The organism is Streptomyces sp. NPDC003379 (assembly GCF_053589195.1).
This window is the reverse complement of the sequence record NZ_JBSFRK010000002.1, coordinates 153,573-179,351: the sequence shown is the minus strand read 5'-3', so window position 1 is coordinate 179,351 and position 25,779 is coordinate 153,573. Positions and strand designations below refer to the sequence as shown.

General features: G+C 70.4%; 25 protein-coding genes, 1 pseudogene and 1 riboswitch. Of the genes and pseudogenes, 18 read left to right on the top strand and 8 right to left on the bottom strand.

Annotation, left to right across the window (positions count from 1 at the left end; translation table 11 throughout):
- Positions 1-65 precede the first annotated feature (65 nt).
- A complete protein-coding gene (locus ACWDVB_RS03365; protein WP_451515563.1) occupies positions 66-536 on the top strand; it encodes a MarR family winged helix-turn-helix transcriptional regulator in 471 nt (156 codons plus the stop codon).
- Positions 537-835: 299 nt separating this feature from the next.
- On the opposite strand, the gene ACWDVB_RS03360 is transcribed toward ACWDVB_RS03365, so the two are convergent.
- Positions 836-2,479: a tetratricopeptide repeat protein gene (locus ACWDVB_RS03360; RefSeq protein WP_451515564.1), complete on the bottom strand. Its 1,644-nt coding sequence runs from the start codon at positions 2,477-2,479 to the stop codon at positions 836-838.
- A 98-nt stretch (positions 2,480-2,577) separates the two neighbouring features.
- Between ACWDVB_RS03360 and ACWDVB_RS03355 the strand changes: the two genes are divergently transcribed.
- Positions 2,578-3,948: an FAD-binding oxidoreductase gene (locus ACWDVB_RS03355; protein WP_451515565.1), complete on the top strand. Its 1,371-nt coding sequence runs from the start codon at positions 2,578-2,580 to the stop codon at positions 3,946-3,948.
- Positions 3,949-4,006: 58 nt separating this feature from the next.
- On the opposite strand, the gene ACWDVB_RS03350 is transcribed toward ACWDVB_RS03355, so the two are convergent.
- On the bottom strand, positions 4,007-4,498 hold the full coding sequence (locus ACWDVB_RS03350) for an SsgA family sporulation/cell division regulator (protein WP_451515566.1): 492 nt from the start codon (positions 4,496-4,498) through the stop codon (positions 4,007-4,009).
- 266 nt (positions 4,499-4,764) lie between these two features.
- On the opposite strand from ACWDVB_RS03350, the gene ACWDVB_RS03345 reads away from it, so the two are divergent.
- Together ACWDVB_RS03345 and ACWDVB_RS03340 are read left to right on the top strand one after the other, a co-directional pair.
- Entirely contained in the window at positions 4,765-6,387 is a 1,623-nt protein-coding gene (locus tag ACWDVB_RS03345; RefSeq protein ID WP_451515567.1) for an RDD family protein, read from the top strand.
- A 105-nt stretch (positions 6,388-6,492) separates the two neighbouring features.
- Positions 6,493-7,227 (top strand): RDD family protein, encoded by a 735-nt coding sequence (locus tag ACWDVB_RS03340; RefSeq protein WP_451515568.1) that lies wholly within the window; start codon positions 6,493-6,495, stop codon positions 7,225-7,227.
- A gap of 12 nt (positions 7,228-7,239) precedes the next feature.
- Here the strand turns inward: ACWDVB_RS03340 and ACWDVB_RS03335 are convergent, their stop codons facing one another.
- Positions 7,240-7,530: a hypothetical protein gene (locus tag ACWDVB_RS03335; RefSeq protein WP_451515569.1), complete on the bottom strand. Its 291-nt coding sequence runs from the start codon at positions 7,528-7,530 to the stop codon at positions 7,240-7,242.
- A 516-nt stretch (positions 7,531-8,046) separates the two neighbouring features.
- On the opposite strand from ACWDVB_RS03335, the gene ACWDVB_RS03330 reads away from it, so the two are divergent.
- Complete coding sequence (locus tag ACWDVB_RS03330) at positions 8,047-10,467, top strand: immune inhibitor A domain-containing protein (protein WP_451515570.1); 2,421 nt, start codon at positions 8,047-8,049, stop codon at positions 10,465-10,467.
- A gap of 111 nt (positions 10,468-10,578) precedes the next feature.
- Positions 10,579-10,893 (top strand): hypothetical protein, encoded by a 315-nt coding sequence (locus tag ACWDVB_RS03325; protein WP_451515571.1) that lies wholly within the window; start codon positions 10,579-10,581, stop codon positions 10,891-10,893.
- 6 nt (positions 10,894-10,899) lie between these two features.
- Here the strand turns inward: ACWDVB_RS03325 and ACWDVB_RS03320 are convergent, their stop codons facing one another.
- Positions 10,900-11,484 carry an isochorismatase family protein gene (locus ACWDVB_RS03320; protein WP_451515572.1) on the bottom strand — a complete coding sequence of 195 codons (585 nt, stop codon included), beginning with the start codon at positions 11,482-11,484 and terminating at the stop codon, positions 10,900-10,902.
- A gap of 64 nt (positions 11,485-11,548) precedes the next feature.
- Entirely contained in the window at positions 11,549-12,877 is a 1,329-nt protein-coding gene (locus ACWDVB_RS03315; RefSeq protein WP_451515573.1) for a nicotinate phosphoribosyltransferase, read from the bottom strand.
- 79 nt (positions 12,878-12,956) lie between these two features.
- Between ACWDVB_RS03315 and clpS the strand changes: the two genes are divergently transcribed.
- The 10 genes from clpS to ACWDVB_RS03265 all read left to right on the top strand — a co-directional run bounded on the left by clpS (position 12,957) and on the right by ACWDVB_RS03265 (position 20,893).
- Complete coding sequence (gene clpS / locus ACWDVB_RS03310) at positions 12,957-13,271, top strand: ATP-dependent Clp protease adapter ClpS (protein ID WP_451515574.1); 315 nt, start codon at positions 12,957-12,959, stop codon at positions 13,269-13,271.
- Positions 13,272-13,301: 30 nt separating this feature from the next.
- Positions 13,302-13,907, top strand: a complete 606-nt coding sequence (locus ACWDVB_RS03305) for a DUF2017 domain-containing protein (protein ID WP_451515575.1) — start codon at positions 13,302-13,304, stop codon at positions 13,905-13,907.
- Between the two features lie 371 nt (positions 13,908-14,278).
- The gene (locus ACWDVB_RS03300; RefSeq protein ID WP_451515576.1) at positions 14,279-15,784 is read left to right on the top strand and encodes an amino acid permease; all 1,506 of its coding nucleotides are present in this window, start codon (positions 14,279-14,281) and stop codon (positions 15,782-15,784) included.
- Positions 15,785-15,885: 101 nt separating this feature from the next.
- Entirely contained in the window at positions 15,886-16,308 is a 423-nt protein-coding gene (locus ACWDVB_RS03295; protein ID WP_451515577.1) for a Mov34/MPN/PAD-1 family protein, read from the top strand.
- An 8-nt stretch (positions 16,309-16,316) separates the two neighbouring features.
- Positions 16,317-16,436, top strand: a riboswitch (cobalamin riboswitch).
- Positions 16,437-16,480: 44 nt separating this feature from the next.
- On the top strand, positions 16,481-17,443 hold the full coding sequence (locus tag ACWDVB_RS03290) for an ABC transporter substrate-binding protein (RefSeq protein ID WP_451515578.1): 963 nt from the start codon (positions 16,481-16,483) through the stop codon (positions 17,441-17,443).
- Positions 17,444-17,565: 122 nt separating this feature from the next.
- The gene (locus ACWDVB_RS03285) at positions 17,566-18,582 is read left to right on the top strand and encodes a FecCD family ABC transporter permease (RefSeq protein ID WP_451515579.1); all 1,017 of its coding nucleotides are present in this window, start codon (positions 17,566-17,568) and stop codon (positions 18,580-18,582) included.
- Positions 18,579-19,352 carry an ABC transporter ATP-binding protein gene (locus ACWDVB_RS03280; protein WP_451515580.1) on the top strand — a complete coding sequence of 258 codons (774 nt, stop codon included), beginning with the start codon at positions 18,579-18,581 and terminating at the stop codon, positions 19,350-19,352. Before ACWDVB_RS03285 ends, ACWDVB_RS03280 begins: the two co-directional genes overlap by 4 nt.
- A gap of 69 nt (positions 19,353-19,421) precedes the next feature.
- Positions 19,422-19,523, top strand: coding sequence for a putative leader peptide (locus ACWDVB_RS03275; protein WP_451515581.1), 102 nt, complete (start codon positions 19,422-19,424; stop codon positions 19,521-19,523).
- A gap of 125 nt (positions 19,524-19,648) precedes the next feature.
- The gene (locus tag ACWDVB_RS03270) at positions 19,649-19,927 is read left to right on the top strand and encodes a MoaD/ThiS family protein (protein WP_451515582.1); all 279 of its coding nucleotides are present in this window, start codon (positions 19,649-19,651) and stop codon (positions 19,925-19,927) included.
- Between the two features lie 12 nt (positions 19,928-19,939).
- Positions 19,940-20,893 (top strand): PLP-dependent cysteine synthase family protein, encoded by a 954-nt coding sequence (locus ACWDVB_RS03265; RefSeq protein ID WP_451515583.1) that lies wholly within the window; start codon positions 19,940-19,942, stop codon positions 20,891-20,893.
- A 60-nt stretch (positions 20,894-20,953) separates the two neighbouring features.
- On the opposite strand, the gene ACWDVB_RS03260 is transcribed toward ACWDVB_RS03265, so the two are convergent.
- The gene (locus tag ACWDVB_RS03260; protein WP_451515584.1) at positions 20,954-21,415 is read right to left on the bottom strand and encodes a type II toxin-antitoxin system PemK/MazF family toxin; all 462 of its coding nucleotides are present in this window, start codon (positions 21,413-21,415) and stop codon (positions 20,954-20,956) included.
- A gap of 200 nt (positions 21,416-21,615) precedes the next feature.
- On the opposite strand from ACWDVB_RS03260, the gene ACWDVB_RS03255 reads away from it, so the two are divergent.
- Positions 21,616-22,368 carry an MBL fold metallo-hydrolase gene (locus ACWDVB_RS03255; protein ID WP_451515585.1) on the top strand — a complete coding sequence of 251 codons (753 nt, stop codon included), beginning with the start codon at positions 21,616-21,618 and terminating at the stop codon, positions 22,366-22,368.
- Positions 22,369-22,429: 61 nt separating this feature from the next.
- Here the strand turns inward: ACWDVB_RS03255 and ACWDVB_RS03250 are convergent, their stop codons facing one another.
- Positions 22,430-23,695 carry a PTS transporter subunit EIIC gene (locus ACWDVB_RS03250; RefSeq protein ID WP_451515586.1) on the bottom strand — a complete coding sequence of 422 codons (1,266 nt, stop codon included), beginning with the start codon at positions 23,693-23,695 and terminating at the stop codon, positions 22,430-22,432.
- 276 nt (positions 23,696-23,971) lie between these two features.
- A complete protein-coding gene (locus tag ACWDVB_RS03245) occupies positions 23,972-25,285 on the bottom strand; it encodes a PTS transporter subunit EIIC (RefSeq protein WP_451515587.1) in 1,314 nt (437 codons plus the stop codon).
- Between the two features lie 230 nt (positions 25,286-25,515).
- Here ACWDVB_RS03245 and ACWDVB_RS03240 point away from each other — a divergent pair.
- A pseudogene (locus ACWDVB_RS03240) lies at positions 25,516-25,752 on the top strand (glucose PTS transporter subunit EIIB); the annotation flags it as partial.
- Positions 25,753-25,779: the final 27 nt, after the last annotated feature.

Sequence of the window (25,779 nt, the reverse complement as noted above, 5' to 3'; positions counted from 1 at the left end):
ATGTCAGGCAGCCTGACATTAAGGGTACCGGTGAGCAAGCCGGTGAGCACATCTGTGAGGAAGAAATGCCGTCCACCCAGCGCGATCCGCGCGATCTGCCCCAACTGCTCGGCGAGGCGCGCCGCTGGTTCGAAGAGGGCCTCTTCGCGGCCATGGCCGCCGCCGGTGCGACGCCGGTGTCCCCGACGCAGGTGCAGCTCTGCTCCGTCCTGGACGACGAGGGCACCACGGTCTCCGAACTGGCGCGGCGCATGGGCGTCACCCGGCAGACCGCGCACCAGGCCGTGCACGGCCTGGTCGCCGTCGGCATCCTCGAACAGGCCCCCGACCCCGCCTCCGCCCGCCAGCGGCTCATCCGGCGCACCAGCGCCGGGGAACAGGCCCACGGCCAGGCCAAGGCCGCCCTCGCCCGCCTTGAGGAACAGCTCGCCGAACGCATCGGCAAGGACCTCACCGCCGCCCTGCGGACGGCCCTGGAGGCCCCGTGGGGTCCACCGCCCGCCCCGGACCCGGTCCCGGACTCGGCGGCGCGGTGAGCCCATGCGTACCGGGGCCTCGTCGGCGTCCTGCGGACGGCCCTGGAGGCCCCGTGGGGGCCGCCGCCCGCCCCTGACCCGGTCCAGGACTCGGCGGCGCGGTGACCCCGTGCGTACCGGGGCCTCGTCGGCGCCCTGCGGACGGCCCTGGAGGCTCGTGGGGCTCACCCGCGCGCCCGGGAGCCGGGTCCGGGCTCAGCGGCGCGGTGACCCCGTGCGCACCGGGGCCTCGTCGGCGCCCTGCGGACGGCCCTGGAGGCCCGTGCGGCTCACCGCGCGTCCGGGAGCCGGGTCCGGGTTCAGCGGCGCGGTGAACCCGTGCGCACCGGGCCCGTCCGCGCCCACGGCCGACGCGGTGAGCTGGTGGCCGCGCGGCGCGGTGTCGTCCGGCGGGGTGTGGCCTGGCGCCACGTGGAGCTGCGGGGCGTCGCCTGGCGGGGGCCCGGACGCTGCGCGGACGGCCGACGCGGGGCCGCCGCCGGTGCGGGGGGCTCCGGGGTCGGCTCGTACATCTGCGCAGGGCCGCCCTCCGGGGGCTCGCCCAGCGACTCCAGGGCCTTCTTCGCCGCGGGCGCGCCCAGCGGGGAGAAGAACGGGTTGATCCGCATGGCCTCCCCGATGTGCCGCCGCGCCGCCCCGTAGCGGCCGAGCTGCCGCTCGATCTCGCCCCGGTGGTAGGCGAAGAGCGCGCTGCGCGGGCCCTTCTCCATCGCCTTCGTGACGAGCTTCAGGCCCTCCTCGCCGTCCCCGGCACGGTGCAGCGCCCAGCCCAGCGCGTCCGCCGTCTCCGGGCTGCCGTGCCGCTTGTACTCCGCCCTCAGCCGCTCCACCGCCGCCTCCGCGTCACCGTGGTCCGCCTCGAAGAGGCCGAGGACGCGTTCGTTGTTGACGCCGCCCGTGCCCTCCTGGCTCACCAGGGCCCGCAGCACGTCGTACTGGGCGCGCGCGGCGGGCCGCAGCCTCAGCGCGTCGTACAGCTCGCCCAGCTCAAGGGCGTACTCCGGCAGCGGCTGCCTGGTGAGCGCCGAGCGGTAGGCGTGCAGCGCCTCCGAGGTGCGGCCGAGCGCCGCGAGCGCCCGGCCCCGGCCCGCCAGCGACGCGTGGTGGTCGGGGTCGGCGGCGAGCGCCGCGTCGTAGTGGCGCAGCGCCTGCGCCGGCTCGCCCCGCTCCCACGCCAGCTCCCCGACGCGGTGCAGACACACCGCCTTCTCCGCGGGAGCGTCGGCGAGCGCCACCGCGTCGCCGAGGGCGGCGTCGGCGTCCTCGCGCCAGCCGCGGTCGCGGTAGACCTGCCCGGCGCGCGCCCTGACCACCGCGCCGGAGCCCAGCTTCTTGAGGGACTCCAGCGCCTTGCCGACCGCCTTGGTGTCACCGAGCCCGGTGTACGCGTCGATCAGCGCGGGATACGCCGTCCACCGCTTCGGCGCCTGCCGGACCGCCCGCTCGCCCCACATGCGGGCCGCGCGGAAGTCGTGCCGGGCGTTGGCGAGGGCGGCGAGGCCCGTCAGCGCCTCAGCATTGCCCTCGGGCCGCACCTTGAGCGACGTACGCAGCGCCTGCTCGGCCTTCGGGTAGTACGCGAAGTCGGCGGTGCGCGCGCCCCGTGCCACATACGCCGAGCCCAGCACCGCCCAGGAGTGGTCGTCGCCGGGGTGCGCCCGCAGATGCGTCTCGCGCTCCCCGATGAGCGCCGCCAGATCCGGCAGCGAGGCCGGCGCCCCCGAACCCACGGCCGCCAGCGCGCGCCCCGCGGGCCCGAGCGCGGGCGGCTTCCCGGCCCCGCGGTCCATCGGCACCAGCACATGGGCGGCGCCGAGCACCACGGCCCCCGCCACGGAGGCGACCAGGGCACGCTTCGCCGAACGCCTCACGGAGGACTTGGCGGGCGACTCCATGAGGGACGTGGAAGGCGTCAGGGGCGACCTGGACCGGTAAGGCTTCATGACGCTCACTGTGCGTCAATATGAAGAGCACATCCCGGCGCGGCGAACGGCGTCGCACACGGGTTCACACCGATGGCCCCGAGTGCGAGGCTGTGATCATGAGCCGCACCCTCATCGAACGCCTTCAGGAGGGCCTTCCGGCCGAGGCGGTCCTCACCGACCCGGACGTCACCTCCTCGTACTCCCACGACATGGCGAGCTTCTGCGACGCAGGCGTCCCCGCCGTCGTGGTCCTGCCACGCACCGTCGAGCAGGTCCAGCACGTCATGCGCACGGCCACCGAGCTGCGCGTCCCCGTGGTGCCGCAGGGCGCCCGCACGGGCCTGTCCGGCGCCGCGAACGCCAGCGAGGGCTGCGTCGTGCTGTCCCTCGTCAAGATGGACCGCATCCTGGAGATCAGCCCCGTCGACCGGATCGCGGTCGTCGAGCCGGGCGTCGTCAACGCCGCGCTCTCCCGCGCCGTGGGCGAGCACGGCCTCTACTACCCGCCGGATCCCTCCAGTTGGGAGATGTGCACCATCGGCGGGAACATCGGCACCGCCTCCGGCGGCCTGTGCTGCGTGAAGTACGGGGTCACCGCCGAGTACGTCCTCGGGCTCGACGTCGTCCTCGCCGACGGGCGGCTGATGAGCACCGGCCGCCGCACGGCCAAGGGCGTCGCGGGCTACGACCTCACGCGTCTGTTCGTCGGCTCGGAGGGCAGCCTCGGCATCGTCGTCCGCGCCGTCCTCGCACTCAGGCCCCGGCCGCCCCAACAGCTCGTACTGGCCGCCGAGTTCGGCTCGTCCAAGGCCGCCTGTGACGCCGTATGCAAGATCATGGAGGGCGGACACGTCCCGTCCCTGCTCGAACTGATGGACCGTACGACCGTCAAGGCCGTGAACGCGCTGGCGAACATGGGGCTGCCCGAGACCACCGAGGCCCTCCTGCTCGCCGCCTTCGACACCCCGGACCCGACGGCCGACCTCGCCGCCGTCGGCGCGCTCTGCGAGGCCGCGGGCGCCACCCAGGTGGTCCCGGCCGAGGACGCCGCCGAGTCGGAACTCCTGCTCCAGGCGAGGCGGTTGTCCCTCACCGCGCTCGAAGCCGTCAAGGGCACCACGATGATCGACGACGTGTGCGTGCCGCGCTCGCGGCTCGCGGAGATGCTCGACGGCGTCGAGCGCATCGGCGAGAAGTACGGCCTGACCATCGGGGTCTGCGCGCACGCGGGCGACGGCAACACCCACCCCACCGTCTGCTTCGACGCGGCGGACCCCGACGAGGGCCGGCGCGCCCGCGACTCCTTCGACGAGATCATGGCCCTCGGCCTCGAACTCGGCGGCACCATCACCGGTGAGCACGGCGTCGGGGTCCTGAAGAAGGAGTGGCTGGCACGCGAGATCGGCCCCGTGGGAGTGGAGATGCAGCGGGCCGTCAAGGCGGCCTTCGACCCGCACTCACTCCTCAACCCGGGCAAGCTGTTCTGAGACCCGGGCGAACTTTCCCGAGATCCGGGCAAGCTGTTCCGAGATCCGGGCAAGCTGCTCACTCACCGTCCTTGGACTCGTCCGAGGGCCACGGGTCACGCAGCCACAGCTCGTCCACACGGCCACGGCCACGGCCCGAAGCGGGTGCGAGCAGCTCGGCGAGGCCGTCGTCGATGCCGAGCCGCTCGCCCTCAGAGCCCGGAGGGACCACCCGCAGCGTCCGCTCCAGCCAGGCGGACACGGCGGCCGCCGGTGCTTCGAGGAGGGCGTCGCCGTCCGGCGAGCTGAGCGCCATCATGACGACGCCGCGGCCGTCCACCTTCGTCGGCCAGACCCGTACGTCGCCGTGGCCGCACGGCCTGAACACCCCCTCGACCAGGAGTTCCCGGGCGAACGTCCAGTGCACGGGGTGCTCCGAGCCGATGTGGAAGGCGATGTGGATGGCGTAGGGATCGTCGGTGCGGTAGGTGAGGCGGGCCGGGACGGGGACGATCCGTTCCGGTGAGAGGACGAGTTTGAGCTCCAGCTCGCGTTCCACCACGGAGTGCATGTCGGGTGCTTCCTTTCGTCGCGGGGCCCTTGGGGGCGGACCCGTACGAGTGGAGAGCGGGTGGTGGCCGGAGCATTACGCGGGTTCGTCAAATTTTCTTCGGACGACTTCGGGGAGCGGGCCGGGAGGGGCGTGGGGCTCGCGGGGAAAGTGTGGGGAGCGTGCCCGGAAAGTGGTCCGTAGGGCGGGAGGCGCCCGGTGGGACACGGAGGTCTGATAGATGTGGAGCCTCAAAAAGACCCCCGAGCAGATACGGGACGACGGACATGAGCGCCCCAACTCCGGCCCCAGGCGACGACAGGCCCCGCGAAGGCTATTACCCCGACCCGTCCATTCCCGGATATGTCCGGTACTGGAACGGTGCCGCCTGGGTGCCCGGTACGAGCCGTCCCGCGCCGTCCGACGGCGAACCTCTGCCGGCCCCTCCTGGCGTGAGCGCGGGTGCGGGTGCGAGCGCGGGTGCCGCTGTGGTGCCCGCCGTGGAGGAGACCGGCCCGCACTTCTTCGACGAGGACCCGGCGGCCGACCAGGACGGCGCCATGCCCGAGCCCGCCATGCCCGAGCCCGCCTCGGCCTGGCAGGCCGACGCCAACCGGCAGTCCGGCCTCGGCGGCGAGCAGGAGCGCCGGATCTCGTGGGGCGCCCCGGACCAGGCCGACCCGCGCGTGCCCGCGTCGGCGTCCGAGCCGCCGTTGCAGGACGAGAGCAACCCCGGCACGGTCACCATCCGCGCCGTCAAGCCCGGAGGGTCGTCGTCCAAGCCGACCGCCGGCGAGGGCACAGTGACGTTCCGCCGCCCGACGGCCCCGGTGAAGCCGACCGACGGCAGCGCGCCCACCCCGACCTCCACTCCCTCACCCGGCGCCGACGGCACCATGTCGATCCGCACGGTCGGCCCGGGTCCGGCACAGCGGAGCGGCCCCGCCCCGCACCCCTCCGTACCCCCGCAGGTGGCACCCGCACCTGCACAGGCGTCGGCCCCCGCACAGACCCCCGCACCGCAGCAGGGATCCGCCGCACAGCAGACCCCGGCGGGTCAGCAGGCCCCCGGCCCGCAGCAGACCCCGGCGTCACGACAGACCTCGGCGGCACGACAGGCCCCTGCATCACGACAGGCCCCCCTGCCCCAGCAGTCCCAGCGGGCCCAGCACTCACAGCAGCCCCAGCCGGGCGCCGCGGCCCCGCAGCCCCAGCCGGGTGCCGCGACCCCGCAGCCCCAGCCGGGAGGCGGTGCGGCGCCCGTCACCGCCGGGGCCGGTGGCGGCTCGGCATCCTGGGCTCAGCAGGTTCACCAGCTGGCGTCCGGCGGTGCCCCCGCGCCGGACCAGCAGGGCGAGGGACAGCCCGTCGTGCCGTGGAAGCCGGTGGCCAGCGACCCGTTCCTCGCGGTCGCGCAGGCCCAGGCGTCGGCGCGGCCCGCCGGGCTCGGCAGGCGTTTCGCGGCGCGGCTCATCGACACGGTCGTCCTCGTCGCGGTCACCGGAGCGGCGGCCCTGCCGCTCGGCACCAAGGCCGCCGACCACGTCGACAGCAAGATCGACGCGGCGAAGCTCTCCGGCGAGAAGACCACGGTCTGGCTGCTCGACGGCACCACCGCGGGCTACCTCGGCATCATCCTCGCCGTCCTCCTCCTCTTCGGCGTCGTGTACGAGGCGCTGCCCACCGCCAAGTGGGGCCGCACGCTCGGCAAGAAGGTGTGCGGCATCGAGGTGCGGGACATCGGGGAGCACGAGGCGCCGACGTTCGGGGCGGCGCTGCGGCGCTGGCTCGTATACAGCGTGCCGGGGCTCCTGGTGATCGGCGTCGTCGGCGTGCTGTGGTGCCTCTTCGACAGGCCGTGGCGGCAGTGCTGGCACGACAAGGCGGCGGGCACGTTCGTGGCGGGATGAGCGTCCGTACGTAGGGGCGCGGTCCGACGCGTACGCACGGCGTCGGGTAACCCGGTCAGCCGCTCGCCGGATGCGCGGCCGGGGCCCTCACGGTCGACTCGGGCCATGAGCACCGAACCGCCGCAAGACCCGCCGCCGGACGACGACCCATTCAAGAAGCGGCCTCCGGGGCAGCCTCCGCGGGGCGGCGGATCGCCGTACGACACTCCGCCACCGGGCGGCGGCGCCCCCTACGGGAGCACGCCCCCGGGCTCCGGCGGCGGCGCCCCCTACGGCGTTCCGCCCCCGCCCGAAGGCGGCGACCCCTACGGGGGCGGAGGCGGCGGACCCTACGGAGGCGGCGGACCTTACGGCGGCGGTCCGGGCGGTTACGGCGGGCAGGACCCCCTCGCCGGTATGCCGCCGCTCGCCGACAGCGCCAAGCGCGTCCTCGCCCGCGTCATCGACATGATCCTCGTCGGCATCGTCGTCTGGCTGCTGTCCTGGCTGTTCAACACGGCCGAGTACGACGTCGACCCGGACGAGATGAACAGGGGCAGGTCGTTCGGCCAGTCGCTGCTGGCCGCCGTGCTCTACATCGCGTACGACACCTTCATGATCTCCAAGACCGGGCAGACGCTCGGCAAGAAGTGGCTCGGGATGCGCGTCGCGAACCTCAACGACGGAGCCACGCCGAGCATGCAGACCGCACTGGCCCGCGCCGCCGTCCTCTGGCTGCCGTTCGCCTTCTGCTGTGCCTGCGTCTGGACGGCGATCTGCGGCGGCTGGAGCTTCTTCGACAGGCCCTACCGGCAGGGCCTGCACGACAAGGCCGCGAAGACGGTGGTGGTCAGCGTCTAGGCCGTGTCCGCCTCACGGGCCCGCCGGTTCGCTCACGGACTCGGCGAGCAGGCCGCGCTGAGCGGGAACGCGTGACGGAGAGGCGGAAGAGGAGGGAGAGGCGGGCGCGGTGGACTCGGTGGGCGCCACGGGTTGGGGGGCGGGGACCGTCATCGCGACCAGTATGCCGAGGCCGAGCGCGGCGACGGCTATCACCGCGACGCCGACCCCGGAACCGGTCCGGGAGAGCAGCAGCATGGCGAGGGTGGAGAAGACGACGGTCACCGAACCGTAGGCGATCTGTGCGGTGGTCGGACGTGGCATGGGACGAGGCATGACGTGATCCGTCCTCGGCAGTGATCCCCCCACACGCTCTGTGGCGATGGGGGCGGATGCGGATGTGTGTACGGCTGTCTGCGCGGATGTCTGCACGGATGTATACGAATCAAAGGGGACCCGACGGCGGCGACTTGGGATGTGCCACCTCGCGCGGTAGCGCACCGTCGATTGACTCTATGACGCTGCATGCCCGACGGGAACGGGCGGTAAGCGTGACCTAACCCACGGTGCCGGAGCACAGGGGGCGCACGGGTTCATGGCGTCCATGAAGTGGACGGCGCGGCGCGCCCGTTGGCCTGCCCCGTGGACGAGCGCCCCGTGTCCGCATAGCGGATCCGGGGGTCGCATAGTGCACTTGGCCTGTGCAAGTCAAGGACTGTCTTTTCTCCCGTACTTCCGGTCGAATGTCGTCACTTGTGACGCGTACATCGCGCGCGGACCTCCTCCGACCGGGATATCGGTCCGCCATTCGCGCGGGCGCGTGGGGAGGACATTCATCAAGTGACAGCCAGAACACGCACGTTCAGAGCCACGGCGGTGGCTGTGGCGGTGGCCGCGGCCGCCGCCACGTACTCGGCGACCACGGCCACGGCCGCGCCGGGGGACGGGGCACCGGGCGGGGCACCCGCCATCGACCGGCAGGACCCGTCGCGCCCGAAGGCGCACGTCGACCACGACCTCGACGGTCCGTTCAGCAAGCAGCAGGCGCAGCAGCGCAAGGCGGCCCTCCAGCAGGTCGTCGCGGGCGACGCCAAGGTCCAGAAGCGGGGCGGCTCGCAGGTCGTCAAGCTCGACGACAAGAAGTACGTCGAGCTGGGCCGCGAGAAGACCGACAAGATCTTCACGATCCTGGTGGAGTTCGGGAACAAGGTCGACGACACGACCATGTACGACCCGGACGGACCCGAGGGCCCGCAGGAGCCCGTCAAGAAGTACGGGGGCAAGCCCGGCCCGCTGCACAACAAGATAGCCAAGCCCGACCGGGCGAAGGACAACAGCACGGCCTGGCAGGCGGATTACAACCGCAAGCACTTCAAGGACCTGTACTTCGGCGAGGGCAAGGACAGCGAGGGCAAGGCCAAGCACTCGCTGAAGACCTACTACGAGAAGACCTCCTCGGGCCGCTACTCGGTCGACGGCACGGTCTCCGACTGGGTCAAGGTCGACTACAACGAGGCCCGCTACGGCTCGAACTACTGCGGCGACACCAACTGCGCCAACGTCTGGGACGCGGTCAAGGACGGCGTGACCGCCTGGACCAAGGACCAGAAGGCCCAGGGCCGCACGGACGCGCAGATCAAGGCGGACCTGGCCAAGTACGACCTCTGGGACCGCTACGACTTCGACAACGACGGCGACTTCAACGAGTCCGACGGCTACATCGACCACTTCCAGATCGTCCACGCGGGCGAGGACGAGTCGGCCGGCGGCGGCGCCGAGGGCGAGAACGCCCTGTGGGCGCACCGCTGGTACGCGTACGGCAACGACGCGGGCAGGACAGGACCCGGCAACAACAAGGCCGGCGGCACCCAGATCGGCGACTCGGGCATCTGGGTCGGCGACTACACGATGCAGCCGGAGAACGGCGGCCTCGGCGTCTTCGCCCACGAGTACGGCCACGACCTCGGTCTGCCGGACCTGTACGACACCACGGGCAAGGGCGAGAACTCGGTCGGCTTCTGGTCGCTGATGTCCGCCGGTTCCTGGCTCGGCACCGGCAAGGACTCGATCGGTGACCTGCCGGGCGACATGACCGCCTGGGACAAGTTCCAGCTGGGCTGGCTCGACTACGCCAAGGCCAAGGCGGCCACGACCTCCGAGCACAAGCTGGGCGTCGCGGAGTACAACACCCGCCACCGCCAGGCGCTCCTCGTCGACCTGCCGAAGAAGGCCGTCACCACCAAGATCGTGAAGCCCGCCGAGGGTGCCAAGCAGTGGTGGAGCGACCAGGGCGACGACCTGAAGAACACCCTCACGCGCTCCGTCGACCTGACCGGCAAGGCCAAGGCCGAGCTGTCGCTCCAGGGCTGGTGGGACATCGAGGCCAACTACGACTACCTCTACACCGAGGTCTCCACGGACGGCGGCGCCAACTACACGCCGGTCGACGGCACCGCCGACGGCAGGCCGATCACCCGCGACGCCGGTGACAAGCCCGCGCTGACCGGTGCCTCCGGCGCGTACAAGAAGCTGGTCTTCCCGCTCGACGCCTACGCGGGCAAGAAGATCGACGTCCGCTTCCGCTACGCCACGGACGGCGGCGCGGGCGGCAAGGGCTTCGCGGCCGACGCCCTCACGATCACCGCGGACGGCACCAAGCTCTTCGAGGACGGCGCCGAGGGCGACGACAACGGCTGGACGTCGAAGGGCTTCTCGCGCATCGCCGAGTCCTTCACCAAGAAGTACGACCAGTACTACCTCGCCGAGAACCGCCAGTACGTCTCGTACGACAAGACCCTGAAGGTCGGCCCGTACAACTTCGGCTTCTCGCAGTCCCGCCCCGACTGGGTCGAGCACTACCCGTACCAGACCGGTCTGATGGTCTGGCAGTGGGACACCTCCCAGAAGGACAACAACACCAGCGCGCACCCCGGCGAGGGCCTGATCCTCCCGGTCGACGCGCACGCCAAGCCGCTGAAGTGGAAGGACGGCTCGCTCCTGCGCAACAAGATCCAGCCGTTCGACGCGCCGTTCAGCAAGTACGCGACGGACAAGTTCACGCTCCACAACGCGGACGTCGCGCTGAAGCTGAAGTCCCGGAAGGGCGTCCCGGTCTTCGACGACCGCAAGGGCACCTACTGGTACAAGGAGAACCCCACCGGAAGCGTCAAGGTCACTGACACCAACACGCAGATCAAGATCCTGAAGCAGCCGAAGGACGGCTCCTCGATCACGGTCCAGGTGGCTCCCTCCACGAAGTAATTAGCGTTTCCGCAGGTCAAACCATGATCGGCCGTCGTCCTCTAGCGGGCGGCGGCCGATCGTGTTTAGGTGCGTGCTGAGTACTTCTTATTGACGGGGGTGTGAGCCGGCATGTCCGCAGGAGGCTTCTGCAAGCTGCCGAGCGGCAGCGTGGTGGTGGCACTGACCCTGCCGAGCCCGTGGCCGGCCGGGGGCTCGGTCAGGGTGATAGCGCACGCCGTGAACCGCGCGAGGGCGCTGACACGGGTGCGGAACCTCGGCCTGCGGGCGGTGTACCTGCGGGGCAACGCGGAGCCGCCCACGCCGGACGAGGTCACGGCGGTACTGCACCATCCGGACGGCTTGATATGGCGCATGGCACCGGATGACGTACGGGAGCTGTGGCATCCGATTCGGGCGCTGAGGAGGCAGAGCGCCTCGGGTTGAGCCGGGTCAGACGACGGGCTTCCCGGTCAGCTCGACCCCGGCCGAGCGCAACTCGGCCATGGCGGCCTCGGTGGTCGCCTCAGCGACCCCCGCGGTCAGCTCCAGCAGCACAGTCACTCCGAACCCCTCCCGCACCGCGTCCACCGCGGTGGCGCGAACGCAGTGGTCCGTGGCGATGCCGACCACATCGACCTCCGTGATCTCCCGCTCCCGCAGCCACCGCGCCAAAGAGACCCCGTTCTCGTCGACGCCCTCGAACCCGCTGTACGCGGCCGAGTACGCCCCCTTGTCGAAGACGGCGTCGATGGCCCCGGAGGCGACGGCGGGAGCGAAGTTCGGGTGGAATCCCACTCCCTCCGTCCCCGCCACACAGTGCGGCGGCCAGGAGTCCACGTAGTCCGGATGGTCGGAGAAGTGGTCACCGGGGTCGACGTGGTGGTCCCGCGTGGCCACCACGTGGCGGTAGCACGCCGGGGCCTGGCCGATCAGCTCGGTGACGGCGGCGGCCACGTCCGCGCCACCGGCGACCGCGAGGCTGCCGCCCTCGCAGAAGTCGTTCTGCACGTCTACGACGATCAGTGCGCGGCGCATGGGCTGTCCTTCTGTGGGGTGACTACGAGCCTAGAGACTGCGGGGGTCCCGCGGGAAGAGGGGATCAGACGTACTCCGTGGGGATGACCGCCTCGCCGCGCGACAGCTGCGTCGCCGAGAGGGGCAGCCCGGCGCGCGCGGCGGCGTGCCGGTCGCGGACCGCGTCCAGCGGCTCGCGGGCGACGACCTGGCCGCCCTTGACCAGCTCGACCAGGAGCTGCCGGTCGGCCAGCTCGCCCGGCACGGGGCCGGTGCCGATGACCTCGGCCTCGGCGACGCCGTGCTCGTCGGTCCGCCGCGCGGCCCACTTGCGGCCGCCGACGGAGCTCTTGGCGCCCAGCGACTTCTTCGCCACGGGCTCCAGGGGCGCCTTGGGGTCCGCCGAGTGGGCGCGGGCCACCAGTTTGTAGACCATCGAGGCGGTGGGGTGCCCGGAGCCGGTGACGAGCTGCGTGCCGACGCCGTACGCGTCCACGGGCGCCGCCCGCAGCGAGGCGATGGCGTACTCGTCGAGGTCGGAGGTCACGACGATCTTCGTCCCGGTGGCGCCGAGCTCGTCCAGCTGCTGACGCACCCGGTGGGCGACGAGCAGCAGGTCACCGGAGTCGATGCGGACGGCGCCCAGCTCGGGCCCGGCGATCTCGACGGCGAGCCGGACGGCCTCGGTGACGTCGTAGGTGTCCACGAGAAGGGTCGTGCCGCGGCCGAGCGAGTCGACCTGGGCGCGGAAGGCGTCGCGTTCGGTGTCGTGCAGCAGGGTGAAGGCGTGGGCGCTGGTGCCGACGGTCGGGATGCCGTAGCGGAAGCCGGCGGCCAGGTCCGACGTGGTGGCGAAGCCGCCGACGTACGCGGCGCGGGAGGCGGCGACGGCGGCCAGCTCATGGGTGCGGCGGGCGCCCATCTCGATCAGCGGGCGGTCCCCGGCGGCCGAGGACATCCGGGAGGCGGCGGCCGCGATCGCCGAGTCGTGGTTGAGGATGGAGAGGATCACGGTCTCCAGGAGCACGCACTCCGCGAAGGCGCCCTCGACCCGCAGGATCGGCGAGCCGGGGAAGTACACCTCGCCCTCGGGGTAGCCCCAGATGTCGCCGCTGAAGCGGTAGCCGGACAGCCATTCGAGGGTGGCCTCGTCGACGATGGAGCGCTCGCGCAGGAAGCCGAGGACGCCGGCGTCGAAGCGGAAGTTCTCGACGGCGTCCAGGACCCGGCCGGTGCCCGCCACGACTCCGTAGCGCCGCCCCTCGGGCAGTCTGCGGGAGAAGACCTCGAAGACCGAACGCCGCTCGCCCGTACCGGCTTTCAGCGCGGCCTGGAGCATCGTCAGCTCGTACTGGTCCGTGAAGAGCGCTGTCGACGGAACATCCACCGGCAGGCCAAGGTCCGCTGTGTTCATGCCGAGAATGCTACCCCGCATCTCGTCACTCTGACGATTTCGTGGCCCGTTTGTGCGAGCGGCCCTCGGGGGTGGCAGCATGGGGCACGTGAGTACGGCTCCCGCAGAGATCACCCGCCCGGAATCCGACGAGGAGACGTTCGTCGTCCCCGAGCCGGACGTCCCCTGGATCACGCTCGTGCACAACGACCCGGTCAACCTCATGAGCTATGTGACGTACGTGTTCCAGACGTACTTCGGGTACTCGAAGGACAAGGCGACCAAGCTGATGATGGACGTGCACCAGAAAGGCCGCGCGGTCGTGTCCAGCGGCACCCGCGAGGAGATGGAGCGCGACGTGCAGGCCATGCACGGGTACGGGCTGTGGGCCACCCTTCAGCAGGACCGCAAGTAGCGGGACGGACCGGAAGCAGCGACGCATCTGATGCCAGGACAATTCGAACCGATCCCCGGGGGCGGCGCCGCCGTCGCGCTCGACGAGGTCGAGATCTCGATCATCCGTTCCCTCGCCGTGCAGCTCTTGGAGCTGATCGGTCCGGGCCCCGGTGGCGAGCCCTCCGACGACCCCCTGGCGGAGCTCTTCGCCGAGGGCCCGAGCGAGCCGCCCGCCGATCCGGTGATGCAGCGGCTGCTGCCGGACGCGTACGGCGGTCCCGGCAGTGCGACCGGGGACATCGGGCAGGAGGAGGAGCTGCGGGCGTATTCGGCCGAGTTCCGCCGGTTCACGGAGAACGACCTGCGGGCGAAGAAGCGTGACGACGCGCTGGCCGTGATCCGTTCGCTCGACTCGACGGCGTCCTCCGGCGAGGGCGGAGCTGTCCTGAAACTGTCGATCGAGGAGTGCCGGCACTGGCTCGGCGCCCTCAACGACCTGCGGCTCGCGATCGGCACGCGCCTGGAAGTCACCGAGGAGGACGACGCCGATCTGCTCTACCGGCTTCCCGACTCCGACCCCCGCAAGCCGATGGTGATGGCCTATCTCTGGCTGGGCGGATTGCAGGAGACGCTGGTCGGTACGTTGCTGGACTGAATCCCGGCCATATCCGGTGCATAGGACAGCGAAATTTGCTGTACTGGACACCTTCCGTTCACCCGGCGGACCGTTCGCTCAGCGGACGCTCAAATCCGGATAACGATCCCGTCACTTCATTGCCCACATTTGCCACGCGAAGAGAACTTTGTCCGCTTCTCCCTGTGGTCTGCGCCACAGGTGGCTGATTCCCTCACTGTTGCCGCCGTGATAAATCTTCACGACCACTCGGTGACGCCACCCATGTCGCCGAGGGCGCTCGGGCCGGCAGACCGCCGGTAGCACTCCATACATATCCGGGGGGATCAGGACCTGATCCGCAGCCTTCACGCGGTAAGCGGGCGCGGATCAGCATGGAGAAAGGCGTCACCATGACCTCAGTGCAGGTCGAAGAGCAGCACGACGGGCACGACGGCAATGGTGCCGTGCAGGCCGCAGGCGGCCCGTCCGGCGAGGGCGAGGGCTACCAGCGCGGTCTGGGGGCCCGGCAGATCCAGATGATCGCGATCGGCGGTGCCATCGGCACCGGCCTGTTCCTCGGCGCGGGCAAGGCCATTCACAAGGCCGGCCCCAGCCTCATCCTGGCGTACGCCATCGCGGGCCTCGTCATCTTCTTCATCATGCGGGCGCTCGGCGAGCTCCTCATGTACCGCGCCGTGTCGGGCTCCTTCGCGGAGTACGCACGCGAGTTCATGGGCCCGTTCTTCGGATTCGTGACCGGCTGGACGTACTGGCTCTTCTGGGTCGTCACCGGCATCACGGAAGTCACAGCGGCCGCCCAGTACATGCAGTACTGGACACACGACTCATTCCCACAATGGGCGTACGCGCTCGTCTTCACGGTCATCCTGTACGGCGCGAACCTCATCTCCGTGAAGCTCTTCGGTGAGCTGGAGTTCTGGTTCTCGATGGTCAAGGTCACCGCCATCATCGGCATGATCCTGATCTGCGTCGGCATCCTCACCATCGGCTTCTCCGACGCCGGTGACACCGCGACCGTGGCGCACCTGTGGAACCAGGGCGGTTTCTTCCCCAACGGCATCGGCTCCACGCTGATGACCCTCCAGATCGTGATGTTCGCCTTCCTCGCCGTCGAGCTGGTCGGCGTCACCGCGGGCGAGTCCAAGGACCCGAAGACCGTCCTGCCCAAGGCCATCAACACCGTGCCGTGGCGCATCGCCGTCTTCTACGTCGGCGCGCTGATCATGATCCTGTCGGTCGTGCCGTGGACGCACTTCCAGCCCGGCGTCTCACCGTTCGTCGCGGCCTTCGAGAAGATGGGTCTCGGCGTCGGCGCCGCGATCGTGAACTTCGTGGTCCTCACCGCCGCGCTCTCCTCCTGCAACTCCGGCATGTACTCCACCGGCCGCATGCTGCGTGACCTGGCGCTCAACGGCCAGGGCCCGAAGTTCTTCACCAAGCTCACGAAGAACGGCCTGCCGCTGGTCGGCACCACGGCCTCCGCCGCGTTCATGCTGGTCGGCGTCTGGATCAACTACCAGTGGCCGGGCGAGGCGTTCAACTACGTCGTCTCCTTCGCGACCATCTCCGGCATGTGGGCCTGGATCATGATCCTGGCCAGCCAGATCCGCTACCGCCGCATGGCCGACCGCGGCGAGCTGCCGCAGTCCACCTTCAAGGCGCCCGGAGCCCCGTACACCAGCTGGTTCGCGCTGCTCTTCATCGGCATGGTCATCGTGATGATGGGCGTCGACAAGGACGCGCGTGTCTCGCTGTACGCCGCTCCGGTCTGGGCCGCGATCCTCGGGGTCGCCTACCTGATCCTCAAGAGCCGCGACCCGCAGGCCGCCGCGTTCAACAAGCGCAAGTACCCCGCCGCCGTCGCCTCCGACAGCGAGCCGGTCGAGAAGGACTGACACCGGCCCCGCAGGCACCTTCTCGGGGCACCTGTCCAGCATTCGGGCCCGCCCGTACCACATTCCGGTACGGCGCGGGCCCTCTGCTTATCCTGACTGCCATGCTGACCATCACCCAGGCCCTCCACGACCAGATCGTCGCGCACGCGCGCCAGGACCACCCCGACGAGGCATGCGGCGTGGTCGCGGGCCCGGCGGGCACCGGCCGCCCCGAGCGGTTCATCCCCATGCTGAACGCCGCGCGCTCCCCCACCTTCTACGAGTTCGACTCGGGTGACCTGCTCAAGCTCTACCGCGAGATGGACGACCGCGACGAGGAGCCGGTGGTCATCTACCACTCGCACACCGCGACCGAGGCCTACCCCTCCCGCACCGACATCAGCTACGCCAACGAGCCCGGCGCCCACTACGTCCTGGTCTCCACCGCGGACGCCGACGACGCGGGCCCCTTCCAGTTCCGCTCGTACCGCATCGTGGACGGCGAGGTCACCGAGGAAGACGTGCAGGTCGTCGAGGCATACTGACCCCCGACCACCTTCTTAGGGCGGCAGGAGCCAGGAAGCCGGTGCGAACCCGGCACGGTCCCGCCACTGTGACCCCACCCCACGCGGGGGCGGGGGAGTCAGGAACTGACCTGCCGCCCTTCTCCACACCACGCAGGGGACGCGGAAATCCCCTGGAGGAGGCAGCCCCGCCATGTCCCGCCCCATACGCGCCCTCGTCGCGACCACCTTGCTGATCCCGCTCGCCGCATGCTCCGCCTCACCCGGCGACGACTCCGGGAAGCCCGCCGCCAAGGCCGCCGGATTCCCGTACACCGTCACCAACTGCGGCGTGAAGACGACGTACGAGGCACCCCCGAAGCGCGCCGTCACCATGAACCAGCACGTCACCGAGGTGATGCTGGAACTGGGCCTGCGCGACCGCCTCGCCGGAACCGCCTACCTCGACGACAAGGTCCTGCCGAAGTACGAGAAGGCGTACAAGTCCGTCCCCGTGCTCGCCAAGGAGTACCCCTCCTACGAGAAGCTGCTCTCCGCCAACCCCGACTTCGTCTACGGCGGCTACGCCAGCGCCTTCCTCGCGGGCGACGGCCGCAGCCGCTCCGCGCTCGCCAAGTCCGGCATCGACAGCCGCCTCGACATCGAGGGCTGCGCGAAGCGCCCGGTCACGATGGACGACGTGTACCGCGAGGTGCGCGAGGTCGGCTCCACCTTCGGGGTGCGCGAACGCGCCGACACGTGGGTGAGCGGCGCGAAGCGTGAACTGGCCGCCACCGAGAAGAAGTCGAAGGCCGGGAAGCCGGTCCCGGTCTTCGTCTACGACAGCGGCGACAAGACGGCGTTCACGCTGGGCGGCCGGGGCATCGGCAACGACATCGTCGAGCGGGCGGGCGGCCGCAACGTCTTCGCCGACGTGGACAAGTCCTTCGGCGACGCGTCCTGGGAGACGGTCGTCGAGCGCCGGCCCGAGATCATCGTGATCCTCGACTACGGCGCCACGACGGTCGCCCAGAAGAAGCAGCGCCTCCTCGACGACCCGGCCCTGGCAGACGTCCCGGCCATCAAGCACAAGCGCTTCGCGGTGCTGCCGCTGTCGGACGCGGTGACGGGAGTAAGAGCACCCAAGGCGGTGGGAAAGCTGGCGGCACAGCTGTGAGGGGCCAGGAAACAGAGCCCGTCCGGCGCCCGTTCCGGCCCGGGGGAGGCAGGTTTCAGCCCGTCCGGCGTTTGAGGACGAGCCCGAAGGGCGACACACCGAGGTCAAAGGGGCGGCACCTCTTGATCTGCGGAGCCCTCACCGCAGCCCTCGCGGCAGCGACAGTCGCCGGGCTGGCCCTCGGCTCAGTCAGAATCCCCCCGGGCCAGGTCCTGGAGATCCTGAGCGGCAGAGCAGAACCCTCCCCGTTCAGAACCATCGTCCTGGACGTAAGACTCCCCAGAGTCCTACTGGGCGCCACCGTCGGAGCAGGACTGGCAGTCATCGGCACCGTCCTCCAGGCGCTGGTCCGCAACCCCCTCGCCGACCCCTTCCTGCTCGGAGTCTCCTCGGGCGCCTCCGTAGGCGCCGTCTCCGCGATCGTGCTCGGCGGCATCTTCGGCCTCGGCACCGCCCTCACCACCACCGTCACCATCCCCGCCGCCTCCTTCGCGGGCGCGCTGATCTCCCTGGTCCTCGTCTACGCCCTGGCGAGAACCGGCGGCGGGGGATTCGCCACCGGGCGCCTGATCCTCGCGGGCGTCGCCGTCTCGTACATCCTGACCGCGCTGACCAGCCTCATCCTGGTCACCGCGGACAGCGCCGACCACCTCAAGGAAGTCCTGTACTGGACGCTCGGCGGCCTCGGCAGCGCCCGCTGGGACATGCTCGCCCTGCCCTGCGCCGTCCTGGCCGTCGGCACGGCGCTCCTGGTCGCGTTGGCCAGACCCCTGGACCTGCTGCTCGTCGGCGAGGAGGGCGCCACCGTCCTCGGCCTGGACACGGCCCGCTTCCGCGCCGCCGTCTTCGTCCTCGCCTCGCTCCTGACGGGAGTCCTCGTCGCGTACAGCGGCGCCATCGGCTTCGTCGGCCTGATGGTGCCGCACGCCGCCCGCATGCTGGTCGGCGCCGCCCACCGCCCGCTGCTGCCGGTGGTGGCGCTGATGGGAGCGGTGTTCCTGGTCGGCGCCGACCTCGCCGCACGCACGGTGGCCGCGCCGCAGGACATCCCGGTCGGCGTGCTCACCGCGCTGACCGGCGGCCCGTTCTTCCTGTGGCTGCTGCGCAGGAGCCAGACGCACGAAGGGGTGTCGGCATGATGCTGCGCGCCGAGAACGTCGGCTACACCCTTCCCGGCGGCGCACGCCTGCTCGACGGCGTCTCACTGGCCGTCGCCGAGGGCGAGACGGTCGGCGTCGTCGGCCCCAACGGCAGCGGCAAGACGACCCTGCTGCGCTGCGTGTACGGGGCGCTCACCCCCACCGAGGGCCGCGTCCTGCTGGACGGGACCGACCTGGCGGGCCTCGGCGCCAAGGCCCGCTCCCGGCACATCGCCACCGTCCCGCAGGACGGCCAGGCGGGCTTCGACCTCACCGTGCGGCAGATCGTCGCGATGGGCCGCTCCCCGCACAAACGCTTCTGGGAGGGCGACACCGGGCGCGACGAGGAACTGGTGCGGGCCGCCCTCGCCCGCGTCGGCGCGGCGGGCCTCGCCGACCGCTCCTTCGCCGCGCTCTCCGGCGGCGAGCGCCAACGCGCCCTGGTGGCGCGGGCGTTGGTGCAACAGCCCACGGTCCTCATCCTCGACGAACCGACCAACCACCTCGACATCCGCTACCAGCTGGAGATCCTCGGCCTGGTCGGCGGCCTCGGCACGACCAATCTCCTCGCCCTGCACGACCTGAACCTCGCGGCGTACTACTGCGACCGCCTGTACGTCCTGCGGGACGGCCGGCCGGTCGCCTCCGGCACCCCCAAGGAGGTCCTGACCAGCGAGATGCTCGCCGAGGTGTACGGCGTGACGGCGGAGGTCGCGGTGCACCCGGCGACGGGCGCCCCGACGGTCACCTACCTCCCGGCATCCAGCTAATGGACGGAAACCGTCCACCATGCGAGATCACATTCCAGAACCCGGACCGGGAATCGATACGATGAGCCCATGGTTCCCTACGACGTGAGCGACAAGATGCCGGGCATGCTGCTCGTGGCGCGTCTGCACGTCGACCTGTGCAGGCTCAGCAGCGCCATCTGTTCGCGCTGACCCCTGCCGCCGTACGGCCGGAAACGGGCCGCGGCGCCTCATCCGCGTACGAACGCGCACACCGGCGCACCACCGGGCCGCCGCGCGCCCACTCACCCGAACTCTTCCGACAGGAGCCCTCAGCCATGGCCATCGAGGTCCGCATCCCGACCATCCTCCGCACCTACACCGACGGCGAGAAGGCCGTCCAGGGCAGCGGAGGAACCCTCGCCGAGCTCTTCACCGACCTCGACTCGCGGCACGCGGGCATCGCCGAGCGCATCGTCGACGACGGCAAGCTGCGCCGCTTCGTGAACGTGTACCTCAACGACGAGGACGTCCGCTTCCTCGACGGCATCTCCACGAAGCTCGCCGACGGCGACAGCGTCACGATCCTGCCGGCCGTCGCCGGCGGCATGGTCTAGGCCCGATCCCGGATGCCTCGCTACGACTCCCCGCTCGCCGCGGTCGGCAACACGCCGCTCGTCCGCCTGCCGCGCCTGTCGCCGTCCGACGACGTCCGCATCTGGGCCAAGCTGGAGGACCGCAACCCGACCGGCTCCATCAAGGACCGGCCCGCGCTGCACATGGTCGAACAGGCCGAGAAGGACGGCCGGTTGACGCCCGGCTGCACGATCCTGGAGCCGACCTCCGGCAACACCGGCATCTCGCTCGCCATGGCGGCCAAGCTCAAGGGCTACCGCATCGTGTGCGTCATGCCGGAGAACACCTCGCAGGAGCGGCGCGACCTGCTCGCCATGTGGGGCGCCGAGATCATCTCCTCCCCGGCGGCCGGAGGCTCCAACACCGCGGTCCGCGTCGCCAAGGAACTGGCCGCCGAGCACCCGGACTGGGTCATGCTCTACCAGTACGGCAACCCCGACAACGCGGGCGCCCACTACGCCACGACGGGCCCGGAGATCCTCACGGACCTGCCCACCATCACCCACTTCGTGGCGGGCCTCGGCACCACGGGCACGCTCATGGGCGTCGGCCGCTATCTGCGCGAACAGAAGCCGGACATCAAGATCGTCGCCGCCGAGCCGCGCTACGACGACCTCGTCTACGGCCTGCGCAACCTCGACGAGGGCTTCGTCCCCGAGCTGTACGACGCCTCCGTGCTGACCACCCGCTTCTCCGTCGGCTCGGCCGACGCGGTGACGCGCACGCGCGAACTCCTCCAGCAGGAGGGCATCTTCGCGGGCGTCTCCACGGGCGCGGCGCTGCACGCGGCGATCGGCATGGGCAACAAGGCCGTCAAGGCCGGCGAGAGCGCCGACATCGTCTTCGTCGTCGCCGACGGCGGCTGGAAGTACCTGTCGACGGGCGTCTACACCGCGGCGACGACCGAGGCGGCGATCGAGACGCTGCACGGGCAACTCTGGGCGTAGTCGGCTCGGAATCCCGCTGCCCGGCCTGGTTCTCCAGCCCGGGCAGCGGCATCTCCAGGCTCAACCGGCCAAGTACCGCACCTGATCCCACAACACCGGATCCACCACCCCCGCCCTGCGCCGGAACTCCCACAGCGGTACGTCCCTCAGCTCATCGGTCTCCAGGAAACTGGGACGCCCCTCCGCGTCACCCACCGAGCCCGGCGGCAGCGGAATCACGCCCGCCCGCTCCTCGTGGTACCGGCTGGTGATCTTCGCGACGAGGGCCCTCTCCCCGCGCACCGAGAGGACCAGACACGGCCGGTCCTTCCCGCCGGGCCCGTCCTCGTAGGGCACCCGCGCCCACCAGATCTCCGCGGGCCGCGGCGCGGGCAACCGCCGCCGGGGCCCCCGCGGCGGCCGCGGCCGGCCCGGCGGACGGGTGCTCGACCGCCGCGGCCCGCGGCCCCAGCCGTCCACCAGCGCGACGACCAGGGCCAGCACCACCACGGCGGCCAGCGCGAGCCACCACGACGTGTCCATACGCACGACGGTACCGGCGCACTCCTCGTACCGCCCGCCGCCCCACCAACGGCCCCACGCGCCCCCCGAACCGGTGACAGCGCAGGTGAGTTCCCCCACAACGGCCCTCGACGGAGGAGCGACCAGGCCTTTTGCGCCTTACGCTCGACGGACCGCACACCACCCCCCAGCTCTCCTGCCAGCGCGGAGGTCCCAGCTTCATGAAGCTCACCGTCGTCGGCTGCTCGGGGTCGTTTCCGTCCGCGGAATCGGCCTGTTCGAGCTACCTCGTAGAGGCCGACGGCTTCCGGTTGCTGCTCGACATGGGCAATGGCGCCCTCGGCGAGCTGCAGCGCCACATCGGTCTGTACGACCTCGACGCGATCTTCCTCAGCCATCTGCACGCCGACCACTGCATCGACATGTGCGCGTACTTCGTGGCGCGGTACTACCGGCACGACGGCGGCCGCTGCGCCCCCCTCCCGGTCTACGGCCCCGAGGGCACCGAGCAGCGGCTGACCACCGCGTACGCCGACACGCCCTCGGCCTCCTCGATGAGCGAGGTCTTCGACTTCCACACGGTCAAGCCGGCCACCTTCGACATCGGCCCGTTCTCGGTGCGCACCGAGAAGGTGCACCACCCCGTCGAGGCGTACGCCATCCGTGTCGAGCACGGCGGGAGGTCACTCACGTACTCCGGGGACACGGGCACCTGCGACCACCTGGACGAACTCGCCACCGGCACCGATCTGTTCCTCTGCGAGGCCGCGTTCACGCACGGCAAGGAGGACATCCCCGACCTGCACCTCAACGGCCGCGAGGCCGGCCAGTGCGCCCAGCGCGCCGGTGCGGGGAGGCTGCTGCTCACCCATATCCCGCCGTGGACGGACCCCCAGGTCAACCTCGCGGACGCGCGCGCCGTGTACGACGGCCCGGCGGACCTGGCGGCGCCCGGAGTCACGTACGAGATCTGACAGAGCCCCCGCCGTTGGTGTCAACGGCGGGGGCTCTCGTCGTCCCCGGTTCGGGCGGAGGCTACTTCGCCTCGGCCTTCAGGAGTTCGGCCAGCTCCTCGTCGGACTCGCGGCCCGGCGTCGGGAGGTTGAACTTGGTGATCGCGAAGCGGAAGACCACGTAGTAGACCGCGGCGAAGCAGAGGCCGACCAGGGCCAGGCCCCACGGGTTCTTCGCGATGCCGAGGTTCAGGAAGAAGTCGACCGCGCCCGCCGAGAAGCCGAAGCCGTCCTTCATGCCGAGCGCCCAGGTCAGCGCCATGGAGACACCGGTGAGCACCGCGTGGATCGCGTACAGGACCGGCGCGATGAACATGAAGGTGAACTCGATCGGCTCGGTCACACCGGTCACGAACGCGGTGAGCGCGAGCGAGAACATCATGCCGCCGACGACCTTGCGGCGCTCGGGACGGGCGCAGTGGACGATCGCGAGGCAGGCCGCCGGGAGGGCGAACATCATGATCGGGAAGAAGCCGGTCATGAACTGGCCCGCGGTCGGGTCACCGGCGAGGAAGCGGTTGATGTCGCCGCTCTTGCCCTCGTACGAGCCCGCCTGGAACCACGGGAAGGAGTTCAGCAGGTGGTGCATGCCGACCGGGATCAGCGCACGGTTGGCGACACCGAAGATGCCCGCGCCCACGGCGCCCGAACCGACCAGCCACTCACCGAAGTTGTGCAGACCCGTGCCGAGGACCGGCCAGATGTAGCCGAACGCGATGCCGAGGACCAGGCCCGCGAAGGCCGAGAGGATCGGGACGAGACGGCGGCCGCCGAAGAAGCCCGCCCAGTCGGGCAGCTTGGTCCGGTAGAACTTCTGGTACAGCAGGGCCACGACGATGCCCATCACGACACCGCCGAGGACCTTGGCGTCCACGGGGGCCTCGATCATGACGATCTTGCCGTCGACGACCTTCGCGATCTTGTCGAGGTTCGGGTCGGTGAACGTGGCGAGTACGTTCTTGAAGACGAGGTAGCCGGTGACGGCGGCCAGCGCCGTCGAGCCGTCGGACTTCTTGGCGAAGCCGATCGCGATGCCGACGGCGAACAGCAGCGCCATGTTGTCGAGGATCGCGTTGCCGCCCGCCGCCATGAAGGAGGCGATCTTGGTGACGAAGGCCGGGAAGGAGTCCCGGCCCAGCATGTCGGGGTTGCCGAGACGGACGAGCAGGGCGCCTGCGGGCAGCACGGCGACCGGCAGCATGAGGCTGCGGCCGATGCGCTGCATGACAGCCATCACGCCGGCGCCCTTCTTCTTCTCGGCCGCGGGAGCGGAACTGGCCGTGGACACAACTTCCTCCAGTGGGCAAGGCGCCGCCTGGGGACATGGAAGTGGGGGACGGCGGCGTCTCCGGGGGACGCGGCGAGAATGCCGCGTGGTCTACACCAATAAGTGGTGTAGACCTGTTGTAGCACGGTGAAGGTGGCGTAAGGAACCTGCGATTCCTGTGGCCTGGGCCATATCTGGACATGACAGGCCAAAGGCCCCCGGACCTTGCGATCCGAGGGCCCTGAGCGGACGGGGAAGGCTCTCCGCGGCCTCTCCGTGGCTCTCCGCGGCGGACGATTACGCCTTCGTCTGCTCCCTGTCCAACGCCTCCGCCTCCTCCTCCGGTTCACGTCCCGGAGTCGCCAGATCGAACTTCGTGATGACGAAGCGGAATACGAAGTAGTACACGACGCCGAAGCCAAGACCGATCAGAATGATCAGCCACGGCTTGGTCGCCAGGCTCCAGTTGATGACGTAGTCGATCAGCCCCGCGGAGAAGCTGAAGCCGTCCTTCACACCCAGCGCCCACGTCACCGCCATCGAGACACCGGTGAGCACCACGTGGAGCGCGTACAGCAGCGGCGCGATGAAGAGGAACGAGTACTCGATCGGCTCGGTGATGCCCGTGACGAACGACGTCAGGCCCACCGACAGCATCAGACCGCCGACCACCTTGCGCCGCTCCGGACGCGCGCAGTGCGTGATCGCGAGGGCCGCCGCCGGCAGCGCGAACATCATGATCGGGAAGAACCCCGACGTGAACTGGCCCGCCGTCGGATCACCCGCCAGGAACCGGTTGATGTCGCCGTGCGCCATCGTGCCGTCCGGCTTCGTGTAGTCGCCGAACTGGAACCATACGAACGTATTCAGGAACTGGTGCAGACCCACCGTGAGCAGCGCCCGGTTGGCGACACCGAAGATGCCCGAGCCCAGCCAGCCCAGGTCGACGAGCCACTTGGAGAAGCTGGTCAGCGCGTCACCGATGGGCGGCCAGATCCAGACGCACAGGCCCGCGAAGACGAGCCCCACGAAGGCCATGATGATCGGCACCAGCCGACGGCCGTTGAAGAAGCCGAGCCAGTCGACCAGCTTCACGCGGTGGAAGCGCTGCCAGAACCACGCGGCCAGCAGACCCATCACGATGCCGCCGAAGACCCCCGGATTCTGGAACGCTGCCTGCGCGACCGTGCCGTCCTCCGCGACGCAGACGCCGCTCCACATGCCCGCGGCGCCGAACGTCGTGTCCGCGGGGCAGTCCTCGGGGAAGGCCCGCAGCACCCCGTAGTAGACGAGGAAACCGGCGACCGCCGCGAGCGCCGTCGACCCGTCCGCCTTCTTCGCCATGCCGATCGCGACACCGATGCAGAACAGCAGCGGCAGCCCGAGCGAGGAGTCCAGCAGCGAACCGCCCGCCGCCGCGAACACCTTCGCGACGTTCGTCCAGCCGAGGCCGTCCTCACCGAAGACGTCCGGCTGGCCGAGACGGTTGAGGATGCCGGCCGCCGGCAGGACCGCGATGGGCAGCTGAAGGCTGCGGCCCATCTTCTGCAACCCCTGGAACAGGCCGTTCCACCACTTCTTCCGCGGTACCGCGGCGGCGTCGGAACTCATCGGCGTCCTCCCGGAACAAGCCAGGTTTGGCGGTCGTGGGAAACTGGTGTAGACCAGTTGGAGCGAGTTGGGAACGGGTGGGAGCGCCGCCTCGGCGCGAGCCGACACCTTGATCGTCATCATTGGGCACGCCCGCCGTGACCGCCCGCGAAGATGGTCCAACCGTGCGTTAACGTGACACAGCGGACCTACGGCGTGCTGAGGCCGCGTCCTTTGGAACCAGGGAGAAACACATGGCCAGCAAGGCTGAGAAGATCGTCGCCGGGCTCGGCGGCATCGACAACATCGAAGAGGTCGAGGGCTGCATCACCCGCCTCCGCACCGAGGTCCACGACCCGAGCCTCGTCGACGACGCCGCGCTGAAGGCCGCCGGCGCCCACGGCGTCGTCAAGATGGGCACCGCGATCCAGGTCGTCATCGGCACGGACGCCGATCCGATCGCCGCGGACATCGAAGACATGATGTGAGTTCCTGAACCCACACCGCGGAGCACC